This is a genomic window from Methylobacterium sp. 4-46 (assembly GCF_000019365.1).
In the GTDB taxonomy this organism is placed as follows: Bacteria; Pseudomonadota; Alphaproteobacteria; order Rhizobiales; family Beijerinckiaceae; genus Methylobacterium.
In genome coordinates this window covers 4,454,236-4,476,102 of record NC_010511.1, presented here as the reverse complement: position 1 = coordinate 4,476,102, position 21,867 = coordinate 4,454,236, and the positions used below count along the sequence as shown (strand labels likewise).

Annotated in this window: 14 protein-coding genes, 6 pseudogenes and 1 riboswitch; of the genes and pseudogenes, 10 read left to right on the top strand and 10 right to left on the bottom strand. The window is 65.5% G+C overall.

All coding sequences use genetic code 11. From position 1 onward, the window contains the following. Window positions 1-25: 25 nt before the first annotated feature. Both M446_RS19250 and M446_RS19245 read left to right on the top strand, forming a co-directional pair. Complete coding sequence (locus tag M446_RS19250) at window positions 26-1,360, top strand: AmpG family muropeptide MFS transporter (protein ID WP_012333771.1); 1,335 nt, start codon at window positions 26-28, stop codon at window positions 1,358-1,360. Window positions 1,361-1,508: 148 nt separating this feature from the next. After that, window positions 1,509-1,778, top strand: a pseudogene (locus tag M446_RS19245) (transposase); the annotation flags it as partial. Between the two features lie 237 nt (window positions 1,779-2,015). Here M446_RS19245 and M446_RS19240 read toward each other — a convergent pair. Further along, window positions 2,016-3,029 carry an IS110-like element ISMtsp9 family transposase gene (locus M446_RS19240; RefSeq protein WP_012332367.1) on the bottom strand — a complete coding sequence of 338 codons (1,014 nt, stop codon included), beginning with the start codon at window positions 3,027-3,029 and terminating at the stop codon, window positions 2,016-2,018. Between the two features lie 203 nt (window positions 3,030-3,232). Between M446_RS19240 and M446_RS19235 the strand changes: the two are divergent. After that, window positions 3,233-4,594 (top strand): annotated as a pseudogene (locus M446_RS19235) (IS1182-like element ISMtsp10 family transposase); the annotation flags it as partial. A 154-nt stretch (window positions 4,595-4,748) separates the two neighbouring features. Here M446_RS19235 and M446_RS35610 read toward each other — a convergent pair. Further along, window positions 4,749-5,236 (bottom strand): annotated as a pseudogene (locus M446_RS35610) (transposase); the annotation flags it as partial. A 938-nt stretch (window positions 5,237-6,174) separates the two neighbouring features. Here M446_RS35610 and M446_RS19225 point away from each other — a divergent pair. Continuing rightward, entirely contained in the window at window positions 6,175-7,575 is a 1,401-nt protein-coding gene (locus tag M446_RS19225; protein ID WP_012330561.1) for an IS30-like element ISMtsp4 family transposase, read from the top strand. 1,153 nt (window positions 7,576-8,728) lie between these two features. On the opposite strand, the gene M446_RS19220 is transcribed toward M446_RS19225, so the two are convergent. Next, complete coding sequence (locus tag M446_RS19220; RefSeq protein ID WP_012333767.1) at window positions 8,729-9,253, bottom strand: hypothetical protein; 525 nt, start codon at window positions 9,251-9,253, stop codon at window positions 8,729-8,731. A 1,338-nt stretch (window positions 9,254-10,591) separates the two neighbouring features. On the opposite strand from M446_RS19220, the gene M446_RS19215 reads away from it, so the two are divergent. Next, the gene (locus tag M446_RS19215; RefSeq protein ID WP_012333766.1) at window positions 10,592-12,025 is read left to right on the top strand and encodes an NAD(P)/FAD-dependent oxidoreductase; all 1,434 of its coding nucleotides are present in this window, start codon (window positions 10,592-10,594) and stop codon (window positions 12,023-12,025) included. A 281-nt stretch (window positions 12,026-12,306) separates the two neighbouring features. Here M446_RS19215 and M446_RS19210 read toward each other — a convergent pair. Continuing rightward, a pseudogene (locus M446_RS19210) lies at window positions 12,307-12,692 on the bottom strand (cation transporter). Window positions 12,693-12,836: 144 nt separating this feature from the next. On the opposite strand from M446_RS19210, the gene M446_RS19205 reads away from it, so the two are divergent. Together M446_RS19205 and M446_RS35600 are read left to right on the top strand one after the other, a co-directional pair. Then, entirely contained in the window at window positions 12,837-13,127 is a 291-nt protein-coding gene (locus M446_RS19205) for a hypothetical protein (RefSeq protein WP_157182184.1), read from the top strand. Beyond that, window positions 13,124-13,807, top strand: coding sequence for an IS3 family transposase (locus M446_RS35600; RefSeq protein ID WP_083784708.1), 684 nt, complete (start codon window positions 13,124-13,126; stop codon window positions 13,805-13,807). Before M446_RS19205 ends, M446_RS35600 begins: the two co-directional genes overlap by 4 nt. Here M446_RS35600 and M446_RS19200 read toward each other — a convergent pair. Both M446_RS19200 and M446_RS19195 read right to left on the bottom strand, forming a co-directional pair. Further along, window positions 13,707-15,107: an IS30-like element ISMtsp4 family transposase gene (locus tag M446_RS19200; RefSeq protein ID WP_012330561.1), complete on the bottom strand. Its 1,401-nt coding sequence runs from the start codon at window positions 15,105-15,107 to the stop codon at window positions 13,707-13,709. The genes M446_RS35600 and M446_RS19200 overlap by 101 nt on opposite strands. A 385-nt stretch (window positions 15,108-15,492) precedes the next feature. Beyond that, on the bottom strand, window positions 15,493-16,491 hold the full coding sequence (locus M446_RS19195; protein WP_012331380.1) for an IS110-like element ISMtsp7 family transposase: 999 nt from the start codon (window positions 16,489-16,491) through the stop codon (window positions 15,493-15,495). Between the two features lie 60 nt (window positions 16,492-16,551). On the opposite strand from M446_RS19195, the pseudogene M446_RS38590 reads away from it, so the two are divergent. Continuing rightward, window positions 16,552-16,776: pseudogene (locus tag M446_RS38590) on the top strand (integrase core domain-containing protein); the annotation flags it as partial. A 75-nt stretch (window positions 16,777-16,851) separates the two neighbouring features. On the opposite strand, the gene M446_RS19185 reads toward M446_RS38590, so the two are convergent. Then, window positions 16,852-17,073, bottom strand: coding sequence for a hypothetical protein (locus M446_RS19185; protein ID WP_012333763.1), 222 nt, complete (start codon window positions 17,071-17,073; stop codon window positions 16,852-16,854). Between the two features lie 103 nt (window positions 17,074-17,176). Continuing rightward, window positions 17,177-17,238, bottom strand: a riboswitch (Fluoride riboswitch). Between the two features lie 95 nt (window positions 17,239-17,333). Between M446_RS19185 and M446_RS19180 the strand changes: the two genes are divergently transcribed. After that, window positions 17,334-17,981 (top strand): hypothetical protein, encoded by a 648-nt coding sequence (locus M446_RS19180; protein WP_012333762.1) that lies wholly within the window; start codon window positions 17,334-17,336, stop codon window positions 17,979-17,981. A 149-nt stretch (window positions 17,982-18,130) separates the two neighbouring features. Then, window positions 18,131-18,292: pseudogene (locus M446_RS19175) on the top strand (transposase domain-containing protein); the annotation flags it as partial. Between the two features lie 16 nt (window positions 18,293-18,308). Here the strand turns inward: M446_RS19175 and M446_RS19170 are convergent. The 3 genes from M446_RS19170 to M446_RS19160 form a co-directional block, all read right to left on the bottom strand. Next, window positions 18,309-18,539 (bottom strand): DUF6429 family protein, encoded by a 231-nt coding sequence (locus M446_RS19170; protein WP_012333760.1) that lies wholly within the window; start codon window positions 18,537-18,539, stop codon window positions 18,309-18,311. A gap of 396 nt (window positions 18,540-18,935) precedes the next feature. Next, entirely contained in the window at window positions 18,936-20,936 is a 2,001-nt protein-coding gene (locus M446_RS19165; protein ID WP_012333759.1) for a glycosyltransferase, read from the bottom strand. Then, a complete protein-coding gene (locus M446_RS19160) occupies window positions 20,933-21,865 on the bottom strand; it encodes a glycosyltransferase family 2 protein (protein WP_012333758.1) in 933 nt (310 codons plus the stop codon). The genes M446_RS19165 and M446_RS19160 overlap by 4 nt, the downstream gene beginning before the upstream one ends. Window positions 21,866-21,867 lie beyond the last annotated feature (2 nt).

The window sequence follows — 21,867 nt, the reverse complement described above, 5'->3', positions numbered from 1 at the left end:
TCACGCAGGTCGGCAGCGAAGCGGAATGAGCATGACTGAACCAGCTTTCGTCAGGTCTGAGAAGACGCCGTTCTGGTCGGCGCTGTTCACGGATCGGCGGATCGCGCCGGCACTCGGGCTCGGCTTCACTTCCGGCATTCCGTTCCTGCTCGTCTACGCCACGCAATCGGCATGGCTGTCCGACATCGGCATCTCACTCGCGACAATCGGCCTCCTGAGCGAGCTGACCCTCGCCTACAAGTTCAAGTTCGTGTGGGCCCCGTTCCTGGACCGCTACGACCCGCCCCTGCTCGGGCGCGTGCTCGGCCGCCGGCGCGGCTGGATCGTCGTCGCCCAAGCGGGCGTGATGGCGATGCTGACCGGCATCGCGTTCGGCGACCCGGCGAACTGGCTCGGCTGGACGATCGCGCTGTCCCTGGCCCTGGGCTTCGCCGGCGCAACGCTCGACCTCGTCATCGACGGCTGGCGCATCACCAGCGTGCGGCCGCCCGAGAAGCAGGCCGTGCTGTCGTCCTGGACGGAGATCGGCTGGCGGGTCGGCAACCTCGCGGCTGGCGCAGGCGCGCTGCTTCTGGCCGACAGGATCGGCTGGCGCGGCGCCTATCTCAGCATGGGCGCGCTGATGCTCGCTGGAATGCTCGCCGCCGTGCTGGCACCCGAGCCGCCGTCGGACCAGCTCCCCCATCAAGCCCGAGCCGGCTTCGTCGACACGGTCTGGGCTCCCATCCGAGAACTCCTGACGCGGCTCGGCCCGATGGCGCCAGCAATCCTGCTGCTCGTCGCGGGTTTCCGTATGCCGGGCTACGTCGCGAGTGCGATGGCAGTCCCGCTGTTCAAGCACCAGGGCTTCTCCAACACCGACATCGCCACGGTCACCAAGCTCTTCGGCTTCTGGATCGGGCTGGGCGGCACGTTTCTGGCTGGCGCTCTCGTCCCGCGGATCGGCATGCTGCCGAGCCTGCTGATCGGCACCGTGGCGGGCTCGGCCTCTCACTTGAGCCTCGCCTACCTCGCCGCCCACGGAGGCGACGGCGGGACGGCCTTCTGGACTTTCGCGACCACCGTCAGCATCGATGGGTTCGCGTATGCGTTCGCCTCAGTCGTGCTCATCACCTACATGTCAACGCTTGCTTCCGAGGAGCATGCGGCGAGCCAATTCGGGCTTCTGACGTCCCTGTGTGCATTCCCGGGCAGCGTGCTGGCGGGATTTTCGGGTTTCGTCGTCGAGTGGACGGGCTTTCCCTGGTTCTTCGTCTGGACGTCCCTGATCGGCCTGCCGGTGGCACTGCTCGCGTTCTACGTCTGGGCCAAGGCCGGCATCTCCGACGAGGCCCCACCCCAGCCCAGGGCAGCGTCGTAAGCGGAGTCTTGGGATTGGAATTGCCCCGTTTCGTGGCTCTTGCTCACTGTGATATTGGTGGCGAATTCGGCGCGGCTCCTGCGATGAGAGGACGATCCGCGCGGCGCGTTGAGCGACGATGTGGCCCCACGCCAATCAGGAGGGGGGCATGTCGCTCGACGTGAGACGGACGTATGTCGTGCCTGATCAGACGGCGCAGGTGGCGCGGGCGATCTTTCCGAGCGGCAATCCGGTCATGCGCCTCTCCGACGACCTGCATCGCGTCATGGAGGATCACGACTTCGCCGACCTGTTCTCGGCGCGGGGACGACCCGCAGAGGCGCCGGTCCGGCTCGCCCTCGCGACCCTGCTGCAGTTCATGGAAGGGCTGACCGATCGGCAAGCCGCCGACGCAGTCCGCACGTGGATCGACTGGCGACTGTATCGCGGGTCAAGCCTTGGGAGGCGATACGACGGTTTGACCTCTTAGAAACAGGATGGCTGGCCCCGCCCGAGAGGCGTTCCAGCGTCGGGTTGTTCACCGTCGTGTGCGCGTCAAGGCTGGCGCTCCGCGCCATCGCGCGTTGCGCGACAAGGCCTTGACCCGCCCCCGCCGGCGAACGGTCATGAGGCGGAGGGTCGATGCGAGGCATCGACCCTCCGATCAAGCCAGCGATCACGCCAGCGCATGCTGGTGTTGCCCCGTTGTCGCCAGGGGAGCCGTCCCGGACGTCGCCTGACAAGTCACCAGGTCGCTCTGGTCGAAAGTTTTGTTGGCGCGGAGGAGAGCATTCGCCAGGGTCACGACGCGTCGCCCTGTGGCCACGATGGCGAGCTTGGCCGGTTTGCCGGCGTCTCTCATGGCGCGATAGGGTTTTCGGAAAGCGGGACAGGCGCGTGCGGCGACCATGCCGGCCATGTAGAAGGCAGTCCGCAGGCACGGCCGGCCGCCAGCGATGGCATGGCGGCCGGGATGGGCCCCGCTCTGGCTGGGATGAGGAGCCATGCCAGCCAGGCTCGCGGCGGCCTTGCGGTCGAGCCGTCCAAGCTCGGGCATATCGGTGATCAGCACGCCGGCGATGCGCCGGCCGATCCCCGGGATCGAGGTGAGGATGATGCGCTTACGGGCCAAGGCCGGGTCGGCAGCGATGCGCCGGTCGAGCTCGGCTTCAACCTCGGCACAAGTCCGCGTCAGGGCCTCGAGGACGGCCCGGTGGCTGTCGACGATCATCGGATCGAGGGCCTGGGCCAGCCGGGTCTTCTCCATGGCGATCAGCTCGGTGAGCTGGCGCCGGCGCGTCGACAGAGCCTTGAGGGTCACCTGGTCGGCCGTGGGAACCGGGCGCAGAGACTCGCTCATGCGATGAGCAAAGCGGGCGATCAGCGCCGCGTCCAGCCGGTCGGTCTTGGCGATCAGCCCCTCGGCAGTGCGGAAGGCCTTGACCCGTCGCGGATCAATCAGCGCCACCGTGAAGCCGGCGGCAACGAGGGCATGCACGAGAGGCTGAGCGTAAGGACCGATCGCCTCCAGGGCGACGCGAATGACGCCTCGTTGCCGCAAGGCCGCGATCAGGCGCTTGATGCCGGCCGGATTGTTGTCGCAGCGCATCGGCTTGCCGGCAGGATGGAAGCCGAGATCGAGGAAGTGCTTGCCGGCATCGATGCCGGCCACCAGTCCGGGACTGAGCATGGGCGGATCCTGTCCTGTACGCGGGCGTCCGCGCGAGCGGAGCCCCAGCGACTGTTCGGAGGAACGCGACAGGGCATCCGGGATCGTGCCAATCGGCGATCGCGGCACAGGCGTTGCTGAGCTACGCCTGCGTCGGACCGGAAATACCTCAGATCGCCGGACGCCCAAGCCGCACTGAAGCACGGCTCGTCGTCAGGTACAGGAAGTACCTGCTGTGCCTGGAATTGGCTGACGCTGGTTTCGCCCACATCGACTTGAGCGAGTTCCGCACGCGCCTTCTCGCGCATGGGGCGGAAAGTCGGCTCTTCGACGCGACGCTCGCACTGGCACGAGGGCGCGGGCTCCTGAAAGGCGGTGGACGTCAGCGCAGCGACTCCACGCACGTCCTTGGAGCGATGCGGACCCTCAGCCGGCTCGAAGTTGTCGGGGAAACACTGCGCCACGCGCTGAACGAACTGGCGACGATCGCGCCCGACTGGCTCCGCACGTGCACGACCCCGACCTGGGTCGAACGCGACGGGCTCCGAGCGAGCGAGTTCCGGCTTCCCAAGAGCCAGGCAGGACGGCAGGCGTGGGCGGTGCAGACTGGGATCGATGGGTTCGCCTTGCTGGCTCTCGCCCCACCCGTCCTGCGTGACGTCGCGGCCCTTGAGACCCTGCGACGGGTCTGGGTGCAGAACTTCCTCCGCGAGGACGGGCCGGAGGGCACCCGTGTCGCATGGCGGACGAACCATCAGCTGCCACCATCGGGTCGATACATCGGCTCGCCGTATGACGGCGAGGCGCGCTCCGCGAGCAAGGGCACGACGGTGTGGAGCGGCTATAAAGTGCATCTGACCGAGACGTGCGACGATGACGCGCCGAACCTGATCACCCACGTCGAGACGACGACCGCCGCGGTCTCGGACGAGGCGACGACCTCGACCATCCACGCGACGCTTGCTGCACGGGATCTGCTGCCCAAGATCCACATCGCCGACACCGGCTTCGTGAACGCGGCGCTGTTCGTTGACGCCCAGGCGCGCCACGGGATCGATCTGGTCGGCCCGACGCGGGGTGACCGGCAGTGGCAGGCCCAGGCCGGTGACGGGTTCGCCGCACGGGACTTCGCCATTGACTTCGCTCGGCGGCGGGCGACGTGTCCGGGCGGGAAGGAAAGCCAGAGCTGGACGCCCACGCTCGTCCACGGCACGACACCGGTGATCAAGATCAAGTTCGCGGTCCGCGATTGCCGGGACTGCTCGCTGCGGCCGGACTGCACACGCTCGCGCTCGTCCCGCCGGGCGATCACGATCCGCCCTGAAGCCCAACACGAGGCGTTGCGGGTCAGGCGGGAGCGGGAGAAGACCGCCGACTTCGCAGCCGAGTACGCCCGACGAGCCGGCGTCGAGGGCACGATTGCACAAGGCGTGCGGTCATCTCGGCTGCGGCGAACGCCCGACTTCGGACACGCAAAGACGCACCTGGTTCATCTGATGACGGCAGCGGCGATGAACTTGGTGCGACTACTGCGATGGCTCGCGGACGAACCGAAGGCTCGAACACCAAACTCATCCTTTGCATAGCTGCACTCGCCTGCAGCCTGACTGTGCCGAGCCGAATTCACCACCAATATCAAAGTGCGGAAGAACCACCAACTCGAGGGAGGATAACTCTCGTGGCCCTCCGGGCAGCGCACGCGCTGACGCTCCCACTCGACCGCGAAGTCCGTGACGTCGAACTCGACGCGGTTGAGGTCGCGCACCGCCGCGAGCACGTGGGTGCTGTCGGTGCGTTGGCGCCCGCGCCTTGAGCACGCCCTGGTCGTGCGCGGCCTCGAGGATGCGGACCAGCAGCCGTCCAGCGGCCTCGTGCTCCAGCAGCCGGCCGCGGAACTCGCACAGGACGCTGGGATCGAAGCCGGGATCGGCGAGGTCGAGGGCCAGCAGGTATTTCCAGTCAATCCGGGCTCGGACCGCCTCAGCGGCCTGGCGGTCGCTCAGGCCTTCGCGGAACTGCAGGAGGGTGACGAGGGCCAGGCGCCAGGGTGCGTACGCGGGCTGGCCGCGGCTGGGAAAGAGGTCAGCGAACGCAGCATCGGCGAAGATGGTGCCCAGGCGGGTGCGTAGGAGCAGGTCGGGGTTGTTGCCGCGTCGGAACGCGGTCTGGGCGACGCGAGCTGTGTCCTCAGGGACAGGCGGGAGCGGGGGCTGTGGCCGGAGCGACATGAGCGACCTCCGAGCGGGGCCGCCAGCCTACACCCACCACGACGCCCTCCGGAATTCGCCAACAGTATCCGGTCGTTTCTCAGACATTACGGTCACGAGAGTTCAGATCGGACCACTTAGCGAAGCAGCATTGTGCCGCCGAGCCGGACATATGGCCAGTTGAATGGCGAGGAACAGCGTCAGAAGGCAGCTATCTTCGCTCGACTCTACGCGCACCGCGCCGGGATCAAAGCCACCTTCTCGCTAGTCGCGCGCAGCTTCGACCTGCGTCGGGCACACTACGTCGGCTTGGCAAAGGTTCGGCTGCAGCACATGCGACGGCGGCCACACTTGACTTGGCCCGTATCGTCCGCTGAGTCGTTGGCGAGCCGATCGCTACCACGCGTCAGAGCGACTTCGGCCGCCTGCTAAGTCCTAAGGCTGTTGCCTGAGTTCGCCGGTGATAACAAACTCGCCAACGAACCACTTCAAGGTGGGCGAACCATAGCGCCTCGGTCATCGCGGTTGGTAGCAAAATCCGTGCAGACTGTCGCGTGCTTCTCCGCACCGCGCCGTCGGTCGGGCCAAGGCAAAATACCTTTACGAAGGCTGTAATTAGCATAGGAGGGGACAATGGGTTCGCCTCAAATCTCCATCGAGTTAAATACCTGCGGTATGGACGAAATTCTGGACCTTGAACTTGAATTTGTTTCCGGCGGAGACTTAGGGCCCGGCCCCCAATATAGTGGATTTCCGGATTTTAACGCTATAGCAAGGAAAGCTGCATTTATTTTGCAGTTAAGAACTCAGGTCCGGAGCAATGAATACGCAGTTGCTGAACACCGTATTCGGTTGCCGTAGTTGGCTCCAATAGCCTCATACACCGAGCACCAATAAGATAATACCACATAGGGTGGATTCAAGTGGTCGTCGCAACGGCTTGGCGGAGGGCGGTTGTGATGGCAGGTCGGCGGCGTTCGGATCGGGCACTTCGCGAGAAGCTGCGGTCACCGGGTCGTCCCGGGGTCGGTCTGCGCGAGACGCGGCGGGGGTTCTGGGCGTTCCTCGCGCAGGGTCTCTCCAGCGAGGTCGCAGCGATGAAGCTCGGGATCTCGCCACCGGTCGGCTCGCGGTGGTTCCGGACAGCAGGCGGAATGGCACCTTCCCACCTGTCACCATCATCCAAGTCGCCTTCTGCGCGCTACCTGTCGTTGGCTGAGCGGGAGGAGATCGCGATCCTACAAGCGCAAGGTCACGGGGTCCGGGACGTCGCTCGGCGTCTGGGACGGGCGGCGTCGACCATCTCGCGGGAATTGCGCCGCAATGCGGCGACCCGCAGTGGCGGCCTGGACTATCGCGCCACGACCGCGCAGTGGCACGCTGAACGCGCGGCACGCCGGCCCAAGCCAGCAAAACTGGCGGGGAACGCAGCGCTGCGGACGTACGTGCAGGAGCGGCTCGCCGGAACTGTCGCGACACCGGGCGGGAGCGCTCTGCCTGGCCCTAGCGTTGCCTGGAAGGGACGGCGGCACGGGCGACGCCAGAGCCGGCGATGGGGTCGATCCTGGAGTCCGCAGCAGATCGCCGAGCGCCTACGGCTCGACTTTCCGGGCGATACGACGATGCGCATCAGTCACGAGGCGATCTATCAGGCGCTCTACATCCAGGGCCGGGGCGCGCTGAAGCGTGAGCTGACCGCGTGTCTTCGCACAGGACGGGCTTTGCGTGTGCCGCGGGCCCGCAGCCTGGGCCGAGGCAGGTCGTTCGTCACCCCCGAGGTGCTCATCAGCGAGCGTCCGCCCGAGGTGGAGGACCGCGCGGTGCCGGGGCACTGGGAAGGAGATCTGATCCTGGGTCTGAAGAGTTCGGCGATCGGGACCCTGGTCGAGCGCACGACGCGCTTTACGATGCTGCTGCATCTTCCGCCGATGGACGGCCATGGGGTGACACCGCGTGCGAAGAACGGCCCGGCGCTGGCGGGGCACGGGGCCCAGGCGGTGCGCGAGGCGATCGCCGGCACGATCGCGCGCTTGCCCGAGCAGCTGCGGCGCTCGTTGACCTGGGACCAGGGTACCGAGATGGCCGAGCACGCGCGCTTGCGGATCGACGCGGGTCTGCAGGTCTACTTCTGCGATCCACGCTCACCCTGGCAGCGGGGGACGAACGAGAATACGAACGGGTTACTGCGACAGTACTTCCCGAAAGGAACGGATCTGAGCGCCCACAGCGCGAACGATCTTGCTGCTGTGGCCGCAGCCCTCAACAGCAGACCGCGCAAGACGCTGAACTGGAAGACGCCGGCAGAGGCGCTCGACGCTGTGCTGGCTGCCGTGCAAGATGGTGTTGCGACGACCGCTTGAACCCAAGTAGAATGCCATCGGAGCGCGGTCAGCTTGGGAGGTTGATATGTCTTCTTCTAAGATTCCTTCAGTTCAGGACGGCAGCACGCCGATCGAGAAGCGCGCCCCTGAGCTGTCTGGTGGGATCTTGGAAGCCGAGCTTGACGCCGTAGTTGGAGGATTTTCCCTCGGAAACGGCCTTCATGGAATAGATACTCCACCGTATATGAAAATATTTAAAGAACTAACATCTTCTCAGGGATCTCAGTCCTCGCCCAGCGGTGGGGGCAAAGGAATCTGGAAGGACTAGTATTATAGAACCGGTTTTCAACTCAGGGATTTCTGAGAACGACCAGATTGCTATAGTCTATGACATGCACGGACGGCCGGCACCGCCCGTGTATCGAGAAGTACAATCCAACTGGAACCGTATTACTCCTCGTCGTCGCTGGGGCCCCGGGTGGGCATCCAGGGGCACAGACCGCGCCTGACTCCATAGGGGCCAGAGTAGTCGAGGTCGCCGGCCCAAGGATGGATGCGGATCGTCCACGGATCGACATCATCAGCTCCGATGGCGGAGTAGGTTCTTCGGGCCAGGATGGACCACCGGGGCGGTAGCGGTCTGGATGCCGTGACAATATGGGTTCTTCGGACCAGAGCGGCCTGCCGATGCGGCGCCGGTCTGGACACCACAATGGGATGGCTTCGTCGGGGCAAGATCGCCTGCCTGTACAGCTTCGGTCTGGAGACACGTTCCGCCTGACGCGAGCGGAGGACGGGCGACGATGGACGCTGCGCGACCACCCGCGAACGCCGTTGGAAGGTGGTGATGGCACGGCTGCGGGCGGGCGGACGCTTCGCCTGCCGCTGGACCGCCTCCGATGCCGGTGCTTTCGGTCGCTCGACTTCCGGTTGGGCAGGAGCGTTCGTCTCGGACGGGGCTGCGGTGCGGGTCGGCGGATCGGTCCAGGAGGTCTGCGCGGCCAAGCCGGGTACGCCGGAGAGCAGGAGCGCCACCGTGAGGGCAATGCGGCATTTCACCATGAGCACGCCCCTTCCATCACGAGAATGACCGGGACTCGACGGCATGATAACTGACGGCCGGTTGGCTGTCAGGCGGTTCGATGACCGCCCTTGTTCCTGCCGCCCAGTGGTGCGGCCCCATTAGGCAGGGTCAGGAGACTTCAGCTTCGATCCCGAGCCATTCCTTGATCTTGCCAATCATGGTCCGATCTGGCGTTGCCGGTTCAGGAATGCATTTGGCCTGATCCAGCCTTTCGCTCACCTCGTCCCCGCTCAGAAGGGTGGCCTGACGGCCAATGGCCAGGGCCCCTTCGAGCGCCATCATCCCATTCTCGAAGTTCAGCGGCCTCCCGGATGTGCGCGCGTTGATGTAATTCTGGCGCAGGCGTTCCACCTCGGGCGCGTCCGCGCAGGCCAGCCGGGTGACGAACGGCAGCAACCGTTGGCGTTGCACGTCGTCGGCTTCGTCATTGAGCAGCATCGCGAGGCGGCAGATGGGTCGTGAAAAACAGCGCGGCATGACTTCTACCCGCCACACCGGCTGATACGGAAACCCGGCCGCAACGATGGCGGCTTCGTTGATGCAGGTGCCGCCGTCCGGTCCTGGGAACTGGTGGGATCCGGCCTTGAGCGTCCAATTCAGGATGTAACCGAACTGCGTCACGGCTGCCTCCATGCCGCCCCCTAGGGGGTCTCGGGCGCCGCCGCGCGCCGTCAATGCGGATCGATCAGCTCGGAGCCTGCTGGCCTGCTTCTACGGTCGGTGGCCACCGGCTACTGAGGAGTGTGGCAGCCCTGACGGATAAGCTGATTGCTCGCCCCCGGGGAACCGCCAAGGTTTCGGCTCGTTGAAAGGGCGTATCGCGTCTTACGGAGCATAGTATATCGCAGCTTGATGAGCGAGTGGCGGGCAACGTATTGCCGCTGCCGTCGATCGGCAGAGCCCTCGTCGGTTTTGTAACATCCACAACAGGCCTGATATTCACGATGCTTATGCTCAGCGGCATTGCCTGACTTAATAGCAAAATTAACTTTCATGAATTTTTTTATTCGACTTCTGCCAGCAACCAGGCATTTGCCGTCTGAGACTGAACTAGCGTACCAGCGCATAGTGGCTATGATCTAGCTGGAAGAAAGAGGACGATTTTCGCCATATCTACGCCGTCGAACCCTTTCGCGGCAGCCGAGGGCTACAATCTCTGCGATATCGCTCGACGCTTAAATGTTACACGTCACACCGTTGGGCGCCGGGCAGTGAGTACGGCGACACCGCGGGCGGCTCGGCTAGAAGCTCTCAGAGCGCTCGCTGTCGAGGAAGTCACAGCAGCACTTCATCAACCATCCTGCGGCAGGCTGTGAACAGCCGAGCTGTCCCAGCCAGCGCGGCGAAGGCGATGGCCCGACGCTCCTCGCAAGAGGCCTAGGCCGTCGCTTCTCTCGATTTCCGAGACCGTCCACCCGCGTTGTGCACCAGGGTGGGCGAGGACAGCGACCGGTGGCCGTTCCGAGACACACGGGCTGGTCGCTGTATCGGTGGCCGGGTTGATCCTGACCTGTCGGCCCGGCCACCGCATCACCGATATGCGAGCGGCGTCATCGTGACGGGAGGGCTGGGAGCCGCCGGGCGTACGGGTTTGAATTCCTGACAGGCAATCCTTACAGCTTTAAGTTGCTGAAAAACCGTCGCTTTTCGAACATCGGGTCGATGTGTTGATGCTTCGATGTTTGAGTTTGCGGCCTGTCTCATACCACTGCGCGTTTGCGTTGACGCGTTCTCCTCAACAGCATCTCCGCGCAGCATGGTTCATATCATCGGATCAGATCAAAGGCGCGCCGGTATGATAGCGCGCTGACAGTTCGGAGAGAGGCTGGTCCGCCTCGTCTGAAACACGCCTTCATCTCGGGAACATCCGGCTGGATGCCCGCGCGCGGAGTTCGTCAGCCCTGTCTGTGATCCAGCCCACAGGCCGATCGCGCAGGGACAGTTACGATCGACAGCACTGCCGACTGGCCCATGTTCGGAGAATCGATCGTGACAGCCTGTTCAATTTTGAAAACCGGCACGTCCCGCCGCCCGCTTCGCCACGCCGTGGTCATGGGCGGCAGCTTCGCGGGCCTGCTGGCCGCGCGCGTCCTCTCGGACCATGTCGAGCGTGTCACGATCCTCGAACGGGATGAACTGGTCCGCGGCCCCGAGCCGCACAAGAGCGTGCCGCAAGGCCATCATCTGAACGCCCTCCTGGTGCGCGGTCAGTTGATTGCGGAGGCCCTGCTGCCGGGCCTGACCGACGAGCTCGTGGCCGCAGGCTCCGTTCTGGTCAATGGCGGGCGCGAATTTGCCTGGTACCACCTGGGCGGCTGGCGCGTCCGGTACGACAGCGACCTCTTCTTTCTGTCGTTGAGCCGACCGCTGCTCGAGAGCAGGATCGCGGAGCGGGTTCGCGCCTTGCCGAATGTGACGGTTCTCGACGGGGTCCGGACAATAGGCCTGCGTAGCGATGGCAGCAGGATCACGGGCGTCCGTCTTGCCAGAGCGGGCGGTCAGCACCAAACCGACGAGATCGAGGCGGATCTCGTCGTCGATGCGACGGGTCGGGGCAGTTCGACGCCGCAGTGGCTGACGGAGCTGGGCTTTTCGGGGCCGGAGACCGAGCTCTTCGGCGCCCGCGTCACCTATTCGACCTGCACGTTTCGCCGCTCGGACGAGCGATTGGACTGGCGCGCCTTGATGGTGAGCGACAAGACCGCCCGGCGCGGCGGCAGCCTGGTCCCCATCGAGGGCGGCCGGTGGCTGGTGACGCTGCCCAGCTTCTTCGACGAACCATCGCCGCAGGACCATGACGCATTCCTGGCGTTCGCGCGCTCGTTGGCGGTGCCCGATCTCTACGACGTGATCCGCACGTGCGAGCCCATGTCGGAGATCAAGCGCTACCGCTTCGTCGGCAGCCTGCGGCGGCGGTACGAGCGGCTCGAGCGGTTCCCCGAGGGGCTGATCGTCATCGGAGATGCCGTGTGCAGCTTCAACCCGGTCTACGCTCAGGGCATGACGGTCAGCGCGATCGAGGCGGAGGCTCTCAACCGCACGCTGGCCTGCGTCGCGCGCGACGGCGGGATCGGTCCGGATTTCGCCCGGCGTTGGTTCCAGACCATTAAGCCAGCGGTCGACGTCGCCTGGAACGGCATATCGCTGGAGGATCTCCGCTTTCCCGAATTGGCGGCGCAGCGGCCGTTCCGTATGCGTCCAGTGCAATGGTACATGGAGCGCGTCCATCGGGCGACGCACCGAAGCCCCGCCGTGACCGATCAATTCTATCGGGTCCTGAACTTCCTCGATCCGCCGTCCAGGCTCTTCCGCCCGAGCGTGATCACCGAGATTCTGTTCGGGGGCCGGGGCGACCCGCCGCCGAAGGCGCTACCGCGTGGTGCGCCGCTGGGCGAAGTGACGTAGACCGGAACAGCTGAGCGGGGAAATCGGGGCGTGACGAGGTGGAGGGCCCCTGCTCACGGCACCGCTGTGCCGGGATGAGGGCGCTGGTTTTCATCCTCAGGAGCCGTCCACCCCATCACGCCCCGGCTCTTCTCGTCCTATACAGGGCCTTATGCGAACCACGCCGCTCATGAGCGGCAGGTCCAGACCTGGTTCCATACGCCCGCCTTACGCGAATGGCCGAGAGTCGGATTGTCCGCAGAAGTATGCCCATACGGATACATGACAGGCTCGTGAGCTTCTCAAGCTTCCGCCCGGTGCTCGTCCCGAGCGGCCTGCCAGACCTCACGCACGGCATCCGCGTTCATAGCCGCCATGCCGATGCCGACCAGCAGGTCGGGCCACGCCGAGCGCCAGACAAGAACTTGTCCCAGGCGGTGCAGACCGTCGCCAGGCTTGGCACCAGCAGGATCAGCCCCAGCGCCATGCCGACCCGGGCGCGGCTGCGCACGCTCCAGCCGAGCGCGACCAGGATCAGCAGGTTGACCGAGGCGTCCTCCAGGAAGTCGACACTGTCGGCGAACAGCGACACCGAGGCGATCGCCAGTGCAACGGCAAACTCGATCCCGAAGTACACCAAGTTGAGCACCGCCACGAGCGTCACCGCCCGCAGCAGCCCGTCCGGGATCACCGACCCGCTGTAACGTCGGCCCTTGCTCCCGTGGTCATATGGGATTGCCCCGGATCGGTGGACACCGAGAGCGCTTTCGCGTGAGGTGTGTTTGCCATGCCGAGACCCCGTCCCCCGTACCCGGCGGAGTTCCGCCGCGAGATGGTCGAGTTGGTCCGCGCCGGGCGCGATCCGACCGACCTCGCCCGTGAGTTCGAGCCGTCGGCCCAGGCCATCCGCACCTGGGTGGCCGAGGCCGACCAGCAGGAGGGACGCCGAGAGGCGAAGCCTGCTGCTACTGAGGCCGCGCTGTCGGCGAACGAGCGCGAGGAGCTGCTTCGGCTGCGGCGCGAGAACCGTCAGTTGAAGCTGGAGCGCGACATCCTCTCTCGCGCGACAGCCTGGTTTGCGCGCGAGACCGGAGGTCTGCCGTTTGGATCTTCCGGTTCATGAGCGAGAACCAGGCGCACTTCCCGATTGCCGTCATGGCGCGCGTGCTGGGCGTCTCGAAGGCCGGGGACTACGCCTGGGTCGGCCGACCCCTCTCGGCGCGGGCTCAGGCGGACGAGGTGCTGCTCCGGCGCATCCGCACGATCCACCTGGGCTCGCGTCAGACCTACGGCTCGCCGCGGGTCCAGGCGGAGTTGCGTGACCAGGGCGAGGCTCACAGCCGCAAGCGGATTGCGCGGCTGATGCGCGAGGCGGGTCTCGTCGGGGCGTGCCATCGCCGCGGCGGACCCATGACGACGCGGCGCGATCAGGAGGCCAGACCAGCTCCGGACCTGGTCGACCGCAGCTGTGCGGCCGATGAACCCAACCGGCTCTGGGTCGCGGACATCACCTCCATCCCGACGAGTGCAGGGGTCCGCTCCCTGGCCATCGTGCTCGACGCGTTCAGCCGCCGGATCGTCGGCTGGTCAATGGCTGATCATCTGCGAACTGAACTGGTACTCGGCGCACTCGAGATGGCCGTTGGCCAGAGAAAGCCGCGAGACGTGATCCACCACTCGGATCAGGGCTCGCACCTTGGGTTCAAGCGGTCGTCGCAACACCATCTTGCACGGCAGCCAGCACAGCGTCGAGCGCCTCTGCCGGCGTCTTCCAGTTCAGCGTCTTGCGCGGTCTGCTGTTGAGGGCTGCGGCCACAGCAGCAAGATCGTTCGCGCTGTGGGCGCTCAGATCCGTTCCTTTCGGGAAGTACTGTCGCAGTAACCCGTTCGTATTCTCGTTCGTCCCCCGCTGCCAGGGTGAGCGTGGATCGCAGAAGTAGACCTGCAGACCCGCGTCGATCCGCAAGCGCGCGTGCTCGGCCATCTCGGTACCCTGGTCCCAGGTCAACGAGCGCCGCAGCTGCTCGGGCAAGCGCGCGATCGTGCCGGCGATCGCCTCGCGCACCGCCTGGGCCCCGTGCCCCGCCAGCGCCGGGCCGTTCTTCGCACGCGGTGTCACCCCATGGCCGTCCATCGGCGGAAGATGCAGCAGCATCGTAAAGCGCGTCGTGCGCTCGACCAGGGTCCCGATCGCCGAACTCTTCAGACCCAGGATCAGATCTCCTTCCCAGTGCCCCGGCACCGCGCGGTCCTCCACCTCGGGCGGACGCTCGCTGATGAGCACCTCGGGGGTGACGAACGACCTGCCTCGGCCCAGGCTGCGGGCCCGCGGCACACGCAAAGCCCGTCCTGTGCGAAGACACGCGGTCAGCTCACGCTTCAGCGCGCCCCGGCCCTGGATGTAGAGCGCCTGATAGATCGCCTCGTGACTGATGCGCATCGTCGTATCGCCCGGAAAGTCGAGCCGTAGGCGCTCGGCGATCTGCTGCGGACTCCAGGATCGACCCCATCGCCGGCTCTGGCGTCGCCCGTGCCGCCGTCCCTTCCAGGCAACGCTAGGGCCAGGCAGAGCGCTCCCGCCCGGTGTCGCGACAGTTCCGGCGAGCCGCTCCTGCACGTACGTCCGCAGCGCTGCGTTCCCCGCCAGTTTTGCTGGCTTGGGCCGGCGTGCCGCGCGTTCAGCGTGCCACTGCGCGGTCGTGGCGCGATAGTCCAGGCCGCCACTGCGGGTCGCCGCATTGCGGCGCAATTCCCGCGAGATGGTCGACGCCGCCCGTCCCAGACGCCGAGCGACGTCCCGGACCCCGTGACCTTGCGCTTGTAGGATCGCGATCTCCTCCCGCTCAGCCAACGACAGGTAGCGCGCAGAAGGCGACTTGGATGATGGTGACAGGTGGGAAGGTGCCATTCCGCCTGCTGTCCGGAACCACCGCGAGCCGACCGGTGGCGAGATCCCGAGCTTCATCGCTGCGACCTCGCTGGAGAGACCCTGCGCGAGGAACGCCCAGAACCCCCGCCGCGTCTCGCGCAGACCGACCCCGGGACGACCCGGTGACCGCAGCTTCTCGCGAAGTGCCCGATCCGAACGCCGCCGACCTGCCATCACAACCGCCCTCCGCCAAGCCGTTGCGACGACCACTTGAATCCACCCACTAGACTTCGCTGGCCTTTGGCAGCCGCTGCCGCGAGGCAGGGGTGCGGCCCTCGATGGGCTCGGTCGGTGATGCTTACGACAATCTATGGACGCCTCCCGCGGCAAGGTATTCCTCAGCGACGACCACGACCTTGGGTGCGTGAATCTATCCGGCCTGTCGGTGGAGCGATCACGCCCCTGGCCTCGATGGGGTCCGCTTCTTCCGTCCTCATAACGCTAGCGGCCTCGAAGGCCGTGTCGTAGGTCAGGATCGGAAGCGGCGGCCCACGCCGTGTCGCCATCGTCGGTCACCTCGCACGCATCGCCGCTCGCGCGACGATCTCGGTCGCCCGCGTCAGGCGCGGGCGTAATCCTCCTCGCGCCTCAGCATCGCCCAGGCTATCCGCGCGGTCTTGTTGGCCATCGCCACGATCCCCTTGTTGAACCCGCGCCGGTCGATCACCGCCTGGAACCAGCGTGAGCGCGGATCGGTCTTCGTGGCCAGGCGCAAGGCGACCGCGCGGGCGCCGTGCACGAGTTGGCGCCGCAGATAGTGGTTGGCCCGGCGTCCGACGCCCCCGAGGTGCGGCTTGCCGCCGGTGGAGTACTGTCGCGGCACCAAGCCGATCCAGGCCGCGAGTTCGCGCCCTGAGCGGAACTGGCGGGCATCGCCGACGCTGGCCTTGAGGGCGGTGGCGACGACCGGGCCCACGCCAGGCAACGTCATCAGGCGGCGGCAGACGACGTCTTCGCGGCAGATCGCCCGAAGTTGATCGTCGAGCCGCTCAAGCCGCGTCTCCAGGGTCTCCAACTCGTCGAGCAGGGCCGCGAAGGTGGCTCGCGCCATCGGCGACAGTCCCGCCTCGGAAAGTTCCGCCCGCACACGCGCTGGAAAGCGGGCCGCACCCTTCGGGTAGATGAGGCCGTACTCAGCCAGGAGCCCACGGGTATGATTGATCAGGTTCGTGCGTTGCGAGACCAGCCGATCGCGGACGCGATGAAGCGACTGCAGGTCTTGCTGCTCGGTCGACTTCACAGGCACAAACCGCATCGTGGGACGTGAGGCGGCGTCGAAGATCGCCTCGGCGTCGACGGCATCGTTCTTCGAGCCGCGCACGAACGGCTTGACGAAGCGCGGGTTGATCAGCCGAACCTCATGCCCGGCCGCGAGGAAAGCTCGCGCCCAATGATGGGCCGTGGCGCAAGCCTCCATGGCGATCACCTTCGGGGCGAGGCTGGCCACCAGCGCCGGAAGTTTGGTGCGCCCGACGCGCCGGGAGATCACCTGACCATCGGCATCGACGCCGTGAACGTGAAACGACTGCTTGGCCAGATCGATCGCGAGCATCTGCATGGCTCTTCTCCCTCTCGGTCTCGCCCAACCTGGGCGCGGAGCGGGAGGCGTCCATCCCATAACGCCATGGCCGAGAGCTTCTTCTCAACCCTGGAATGCGAGCTCCTCGCCCGCCGGCGCTTCCACTCCCGGCCAGAGGCTCGCATGGCCCTCTTCAGCGACCTCGAAGGCTTCTAAAACCCGGTGCGGCGACACTCCGCCCTGGGCTACCGATCACCCCTCACCTACGAGAAGGAGCACCGCCCAAAACCCGCACATGAGACCCCGGTCAGCCAAGCCCCATAACCGTCCACAGAGACGGGGCAATCCCAATCCCCACACGCCGATGCTGAGGCTGGCCCCGGCGTGCTTACGCACCACCTACGCGTCAATCTCCGTGCCGGCCAGGAAGGTCAGCAGGATTGCGCCGAAGCCGGCCAGGAAGTTGACCCAGTCGGTGAGGTGCAGGCCGATGGTGTTGCCGGCCACGGCCCCTACCATCATCTTGACCAGGGCCACCGAGATCGTCACGCGCAGCGCAATGATCGCGGCGAGTAGCGCGAGCCCCAGCCACACCGCGGGCTCCAGCCAGACATCCGCCATCACACGCCTCCTCCGGCCTTCGGCCGGTGCTCAAGCGGATGCGCGACGGCATGAAAAAACCCGCCGACGGCGGGTCTGCGGGCGCACCCCCACCGCATGTCGTCACGCGGTAGGAGTCATCGGCCCGGGTGGGCGGTTATGGGGAACTCCACCCCCAGACCGCCACTCTAAAAACCGGCCCTGACAGCGTCAACTGTTCATGCAGGCGAGCAGAACCGTGCTATGATCAAGCTCATGACGTCAGCCGCGGAGGCGGCCCGATGCATACCCTCGATGTTGCGGTCCTGACCGCATTGGTCGTGCTCGGCGTAAGCTTGGCTTATGCTTGGCGTCGCGAGCGCCGGCACCGGCAGCGCAACCTGGCATCTGCCCTGGTCGGCGAGATTGTTGCCGTGCTGCGGGCGATCGAGACCCACGACGTTCTGGCTCGTCTGGAGCATGTGGCGGCCACGGTGCCCCGCGTCGCCGTGCCGACGCTGCCCCCGATCCCGGCGGCGGTCTATCAGGCCTATGCGGGCTGCCTTGATCGGCTGGAAGCCCCGCTCCCCCGCAAGATCTCCTACTTCTACACGCGGCTGCAGATGCTGCAGGGGGACTTGGCCGCCCTGAGCCTCCGCCAAGTGCAGGACTTTCCGGCCGTGTCCGGGGCCAGCTTCGCGGCCGAGCTGGCCCGGGACCTCCGTGATACCCTCGCGGTCGGCGACGAGATCCTGAAGGATCTGCGACCGCTCCTGGTACGGCGCCGGCTGCACATTCGGCTCCGCCGCACTGTCGCGTCGACCGCCAAGGTATACCGGAAACTGCCACGTGCGACCCTGCGCCATCCGTTCGCTCATCGGCCGCCCGGTGCGCCCCTGTGGCCGTGGCGGCGTGGGGCCGCCCCTGCGAGCCCGGCTCAGCCCTTGTAAGCCACCAGGATCACTTTGCGTGGACGCCGGTGGATTGACTCGGCCCGGTGATGGCCTGCCCCGCCCACCCCATCGTGGGTGGCATGCCCATCCCCTTCGCCATCCCCGAATGCCGCTTCGAGCGCGTCGTCGAACACCACCGGGACCGCCTCGTCATCCCGGTGCGCCTGAACGACGTCGATCCGCGAGCTTGGCTGGCCGACGTCTTGGCGCGGATCAACGACCACCCCTCACGTGCCCTCGCCGCACCCCTGCCCCGGGCCTGGAAAGCCCGCGGTCCCGCGATGGCCAGTTCGGCTCAGGTCGCCTGAGCGCGGGATCCAGCGATCAGGTCGCGCGCGTGAACAAGGCGTGAAACAACGCCCGGGATCGGCGAAGCCCTTCATCCGTGAGCACCACGGACTTGGCTCGTCCGACTGGGTCTGCGATCAGCCCTTTGCGGTGCAGCCGATCGAGGACCTGCCAGTCGAATCCCTTCCAGGCCCGGCGCTCATCGTGGAGCGTCAGCCACGGGAGGCCGAGCACCGCCTCGTCGATCCGCTCCTCATCGATCTGCATGAGTCCAGCTTAACACGCCGCAACCCCAACGCGCCGCGGTTCTGACCGGATGGATACTGCCTTGCCCTCAGGCTGCAAGACTAACTGGCATCGCACCCTGCCCGGCGGCTGCCGGATCGAGAGGGCGCGGAGGAGGGTGGCGAGCCGCGGATCAGCCCGCGCGCCGCAGCCGCAGCCCGGACGGAACTGGCCGCTCGCCGGCAGGTCGCCAGCACCGCACCATCCCGCCAGGATCCGACGAGATGGCCGGGCGACGTTCAGCTTCGGCGCGAGCCGTGCGCATCGGCGACGGCCCCGCCGCGGCTCACCAAACGTCTTACGACGGCGTCACGCCGCGCGGTCTAGAGCATTTTCCGACGAAGTGGATGCCGGTTCGTCGCGGACAATGCGGCAAGATCAAAGATCGAGAGCGGCACCCGATTGCAACGTGATCGGGTGCCGCTCTAGGGGCATCGCGACGCCGGATAAGAGCGCCCGGGCGTACTTCTCGACATCGTCATAAGAGCTTCGCCCGCAGATGGTCGAGCCCGTGAACTTGAGGGAGCAGCGGGATGCAATCTCGTGAAGCAGCCTTTCGGCGGGCGCTCCGGCCCGGCCGATCCAAGCGAGTTCGGGCCCCGAATCCCGCCCACCGCAAAGCAGTTCCGCGATCAGGTTGTTGAACATCCCTCGATCCGAGAGTGCGATGATGACGTCGCTTGAACGACCCGCACGCGGCAGAGCCCGCGCAAGTTCGCTGTTTTCGACCACGGTCACGCGCGCGACACTCGGCCCCGCGATCCTCTCGCCGGCTTTGTCGGTAGCCGCCAGATCACCGCGCCCGCGTATCATGGTCATGACACCCGGAAGCCAGTCGATGTCGGAATGCAGGAAGGGGAGTTGCGACACTGCGTCGTCTCCGGGATCGGAGACCACCTGCTCGCCGAGCAACCAATCCCAACGACCGTCGCGCACCGACCTCGATAGATCATTGGCCCGCAATGGCCCGAGCGCGACGACCATCTTCCCGCTGGTTTTCAGATCTGGAAGGTCGGCCTCGCCGACAATCTCGTACCAACGATTGCGCAGGCGCCCGATGATGCGTTTCAGGTTGTCATCGACGAGGAAGAAGACCCTCATCCGATCCGACAGGATGCGGGACCAGCTCACGTAGGAGGCAAGGATCGGCCAGTGCTCCTCCGCCGACAGACCCCGGACATCGAGCACCAGGAGTCCGCACGCCCTCTCGATCGACGCAATGAGCTCCGCTTCGGAGCGCTCGCGTGCGGCGACGAGATCCGCTGCGGCCGCCTCGACCGCGTCGAGGAAGCGTGACAGCGGGGGCCGGTCGAGCGCGATCCGCGACATGGCGCGCGCGAGCGTCTTGGGAGAGGAGAAGACGAAACTGTCCGGGAGACCCGTTCCGATACTCGAATGCTCCGCGGCGAGGACCGGAATGCCCGCGAGCATCGCATCCGCGACTTTCACCTTGAAACCGGTTCCATCGAATTGGGGCGCGATAATGAAATCGACGCGGCCGAGGAACTCCTCTTCGGAGGCCACCTCCCCAAGACGCTGCACGGGCAAATTGGTCTTCACATGATCCGATATCGTGCCGCCGATGATCAGATCGACCGGCGAAAAATCTTCTTCGACTTGCAGCTCCAGCTCCTGGAGCACGGCGTTCAACCCGATCACCGTGTAGACTTGGGCGCTGCTCAGCACGCCGAAGACGACCCTGTCGTCATGGATATATGACCGCCGCGTCTTTTTTGCCGCCGCTTCGGCCAGAACAATCGGTATGTTATGGACTGGAACGGTGATTTTATCGCCGAAATACGATTTTTCCTCGTCCGTGACCGTGACCACCAGATCGGCCCGGCTCCATCCGAACATCTCGTTCCGTTCATCCGTCCAGAAGAACTCCGGCGCAATCCCCGTGCGATTCGCTATCTGTTGACGCTTCGAGAATACATCCAGCGTATCGAGGATCTTGAACGAATTAAACGCTGAATAGAAAGCCTTTGTCATCCAAACATTGGTGACCACGGTGACGTCGAATGTTTTGATTTCATTCAGACGCTCTAAGAACTTTTCGAATGCAGGATCCCACCATTCGTCGAGCGAATGAAAGTTTCCGTCCTGAGGAGGGAGACCGACTTGTTTGGATGCGGGATAGATATGCACCTCACCCCAGGTGTTGACCATCTCTTGGTAGGAAATCTGATCGAAATACCAATACCAGGGGAGTTCGAAGGCATAGAGAACAAACGTGATCCGAAAGCCTGCCCGTTTGAGCAGCGATGCGATTTGGAAGACGCGCCGCCGCTGACCGGAATTCGCCGGATGCGATGCGAATGGTGTAATGAAGAGGACGGTCTGGCCGAAGCGATTGGGCGAGGTCGCCGGCACCGTCATGCATCCTCTCCCTGCTTGAAGCCGGCGCTCGCAATCATCGCCATGGCGTATATCGACTCAAGTTGAACAACGAATTCCGCCGACGTGCGGGGCAAATATGACAGGGCCTTGATATTCCGATACTGTGGCGGAGCAAGCACCATCCTGGTCTTGTAACGCTCGTAGGCCAGATCGAGGGTCATCCAGCACGAGCCGGAGACCACGTCGGAGATCGCTTGCCAGAAGACGCGGCGGCGGAAATGTTCCGGAGTCAGGCGGTCGGCGGCGATGATGTGTTCGACGCAAGCTTCCGGGCAGTAGAAGGTTCGGTGCCTTCCGACGCGGTCGAGCAGGGCGGTCTCCTCGTTGCTCAGCAGCGACGCGGTGCCACGCCGCCCGAGCGAAGGGTCGAACCTGCCATATTGCCGGAAGACGTCCTTGCGGATGGCGAGGTTCGCTCCGACCACCCACTCGTTCTCGTTCAAGAAGCGTCCCGTGTCCGACCAGTCGATGCACGACAGGTGCGACGCCAAGCGGTCATCGTACCACTCCGGCAGACGATCGGCGTTCTCGTAGAGGGGAACGACGCGGCCGCCGACGATCAATGCATCCGGATGGGCATCGAATGCATTCAGCAGTTGCGTTGTCCAGCCGGAGCAGACCAGGGCGTCGTCGTCGAGAAAGGCGATGATCTCGCCGTTCGCCTCGTCGATCGCGAGATTGCGCGCATGGGAGAGGCCGGTCTCGTCGCAGAAGGTCACGCGGCTGCCGCGGCCCTCGGGCAACGCGATGGGCCGGCGTCGCGCCAGCGGGGTGTTGTCGACGATCAGAAGCTCGGCCTGGTGCCCGTCGATGCGGTCCCGCTCCAACAGCGTCGAAACCGTCCTGTTCAACAGATCGTAGCGGTCGAAAGTGCAGATCGCAACGGTGAGGCGGGCATTGTCGGACACGG

Bases quoted from the DNA above. Each gene is read 5' to 3' on its own strand.
- M446_RS19250 (WP_012333771.1), top strand. From the start codon at position 26: ATGAGCATGACTGAACCAGCTTTCGTCAGGTCTGAGAAGACGCCGTTC.
- M446_RS19240 (WP_012332367.1), bottom strand. From the start codon at position 3,029: ATGCTCAGTCCCGGACTGGTGGCCGGCATCGATGCCGGCAAGCACTTC.
- M446_RS19225 (WP_012330561.1), top strand. From the start codon at position 6,175: ATGGCAGGTCGGCGGCGTTCGGATCGGGCACTTCGCGAGAAGCTGCGG.
- M446_RS19220 (WP_012333767.1), bottom strand. From the start codon at position 9,253: ATGGAGGCAGCCGTGACGCAGTTCGGTTACATCCTGAATTGGACGCTC.
- M446_RS19215 (WP_012333766.1), top strand. From the start codon at position 10,592: ATGTTCGGAGAATCGATCGTGACAGCCTGTTCAATTTTGAAAACCGGC.
- M446_RS19205 (WP_157182184.1), top strand. From the start codon at position 12,837: ATGGTCGAGTTGGTCCGCGCCGGGCGCGATCCGACCGACCTCGCCCGT.
- M446_RS35600 (WP_083784708.1), top strand. From the start codon at position 13,124: ATGAGCGAGAACCAGGCGCACTTCCCGATTGCCGTCATGGCGCGCGTG.
- M446_RS19200 (WP_012330561.1), bottom strand. From the start codon at position 15,107: ATGGCAGGTCGGCGGCGTTCGGATCGGGCACTTCGCGAGAAGCTGCGG.
- M446_RS19195 (WP_012331380.1), bottom strand. From the start codon at position 16,491: ATGCAGATGCTCGCGATCGATCTGGCCAAGCAGTCGTTTCACGTTCAC.
- M446_RS19185 (WP_012333763.1), bottom strand. From the start codon at position 17,073: ATGGCGGATGTCTGGCTGGAGCCCGCGGTGTGGCTGGGGCTCGCGCTA.
- M446_RS19180 (WP_012333762.1), top strand. From the start codon at position 17,334: ATGCATACCCTCGATGTTGCGGTCCTGACCGCATTGGTCGTGCTCGGC.
- M446_RS19170 (WP_012333760.1), bottom strand. From the start codon at position 18,539: ATGCAGATCGATGAGGAGCGGATCGACGAGGCGGTGCTCGGCCTCCCG.
- M446_RS19165 (WP_012333759.1), bottom strand. From the start codon at position 20,936: ATGACGGTGCCGGCGACCTCGCCCAATCGCTTCGGCCAGACCGTCCTC.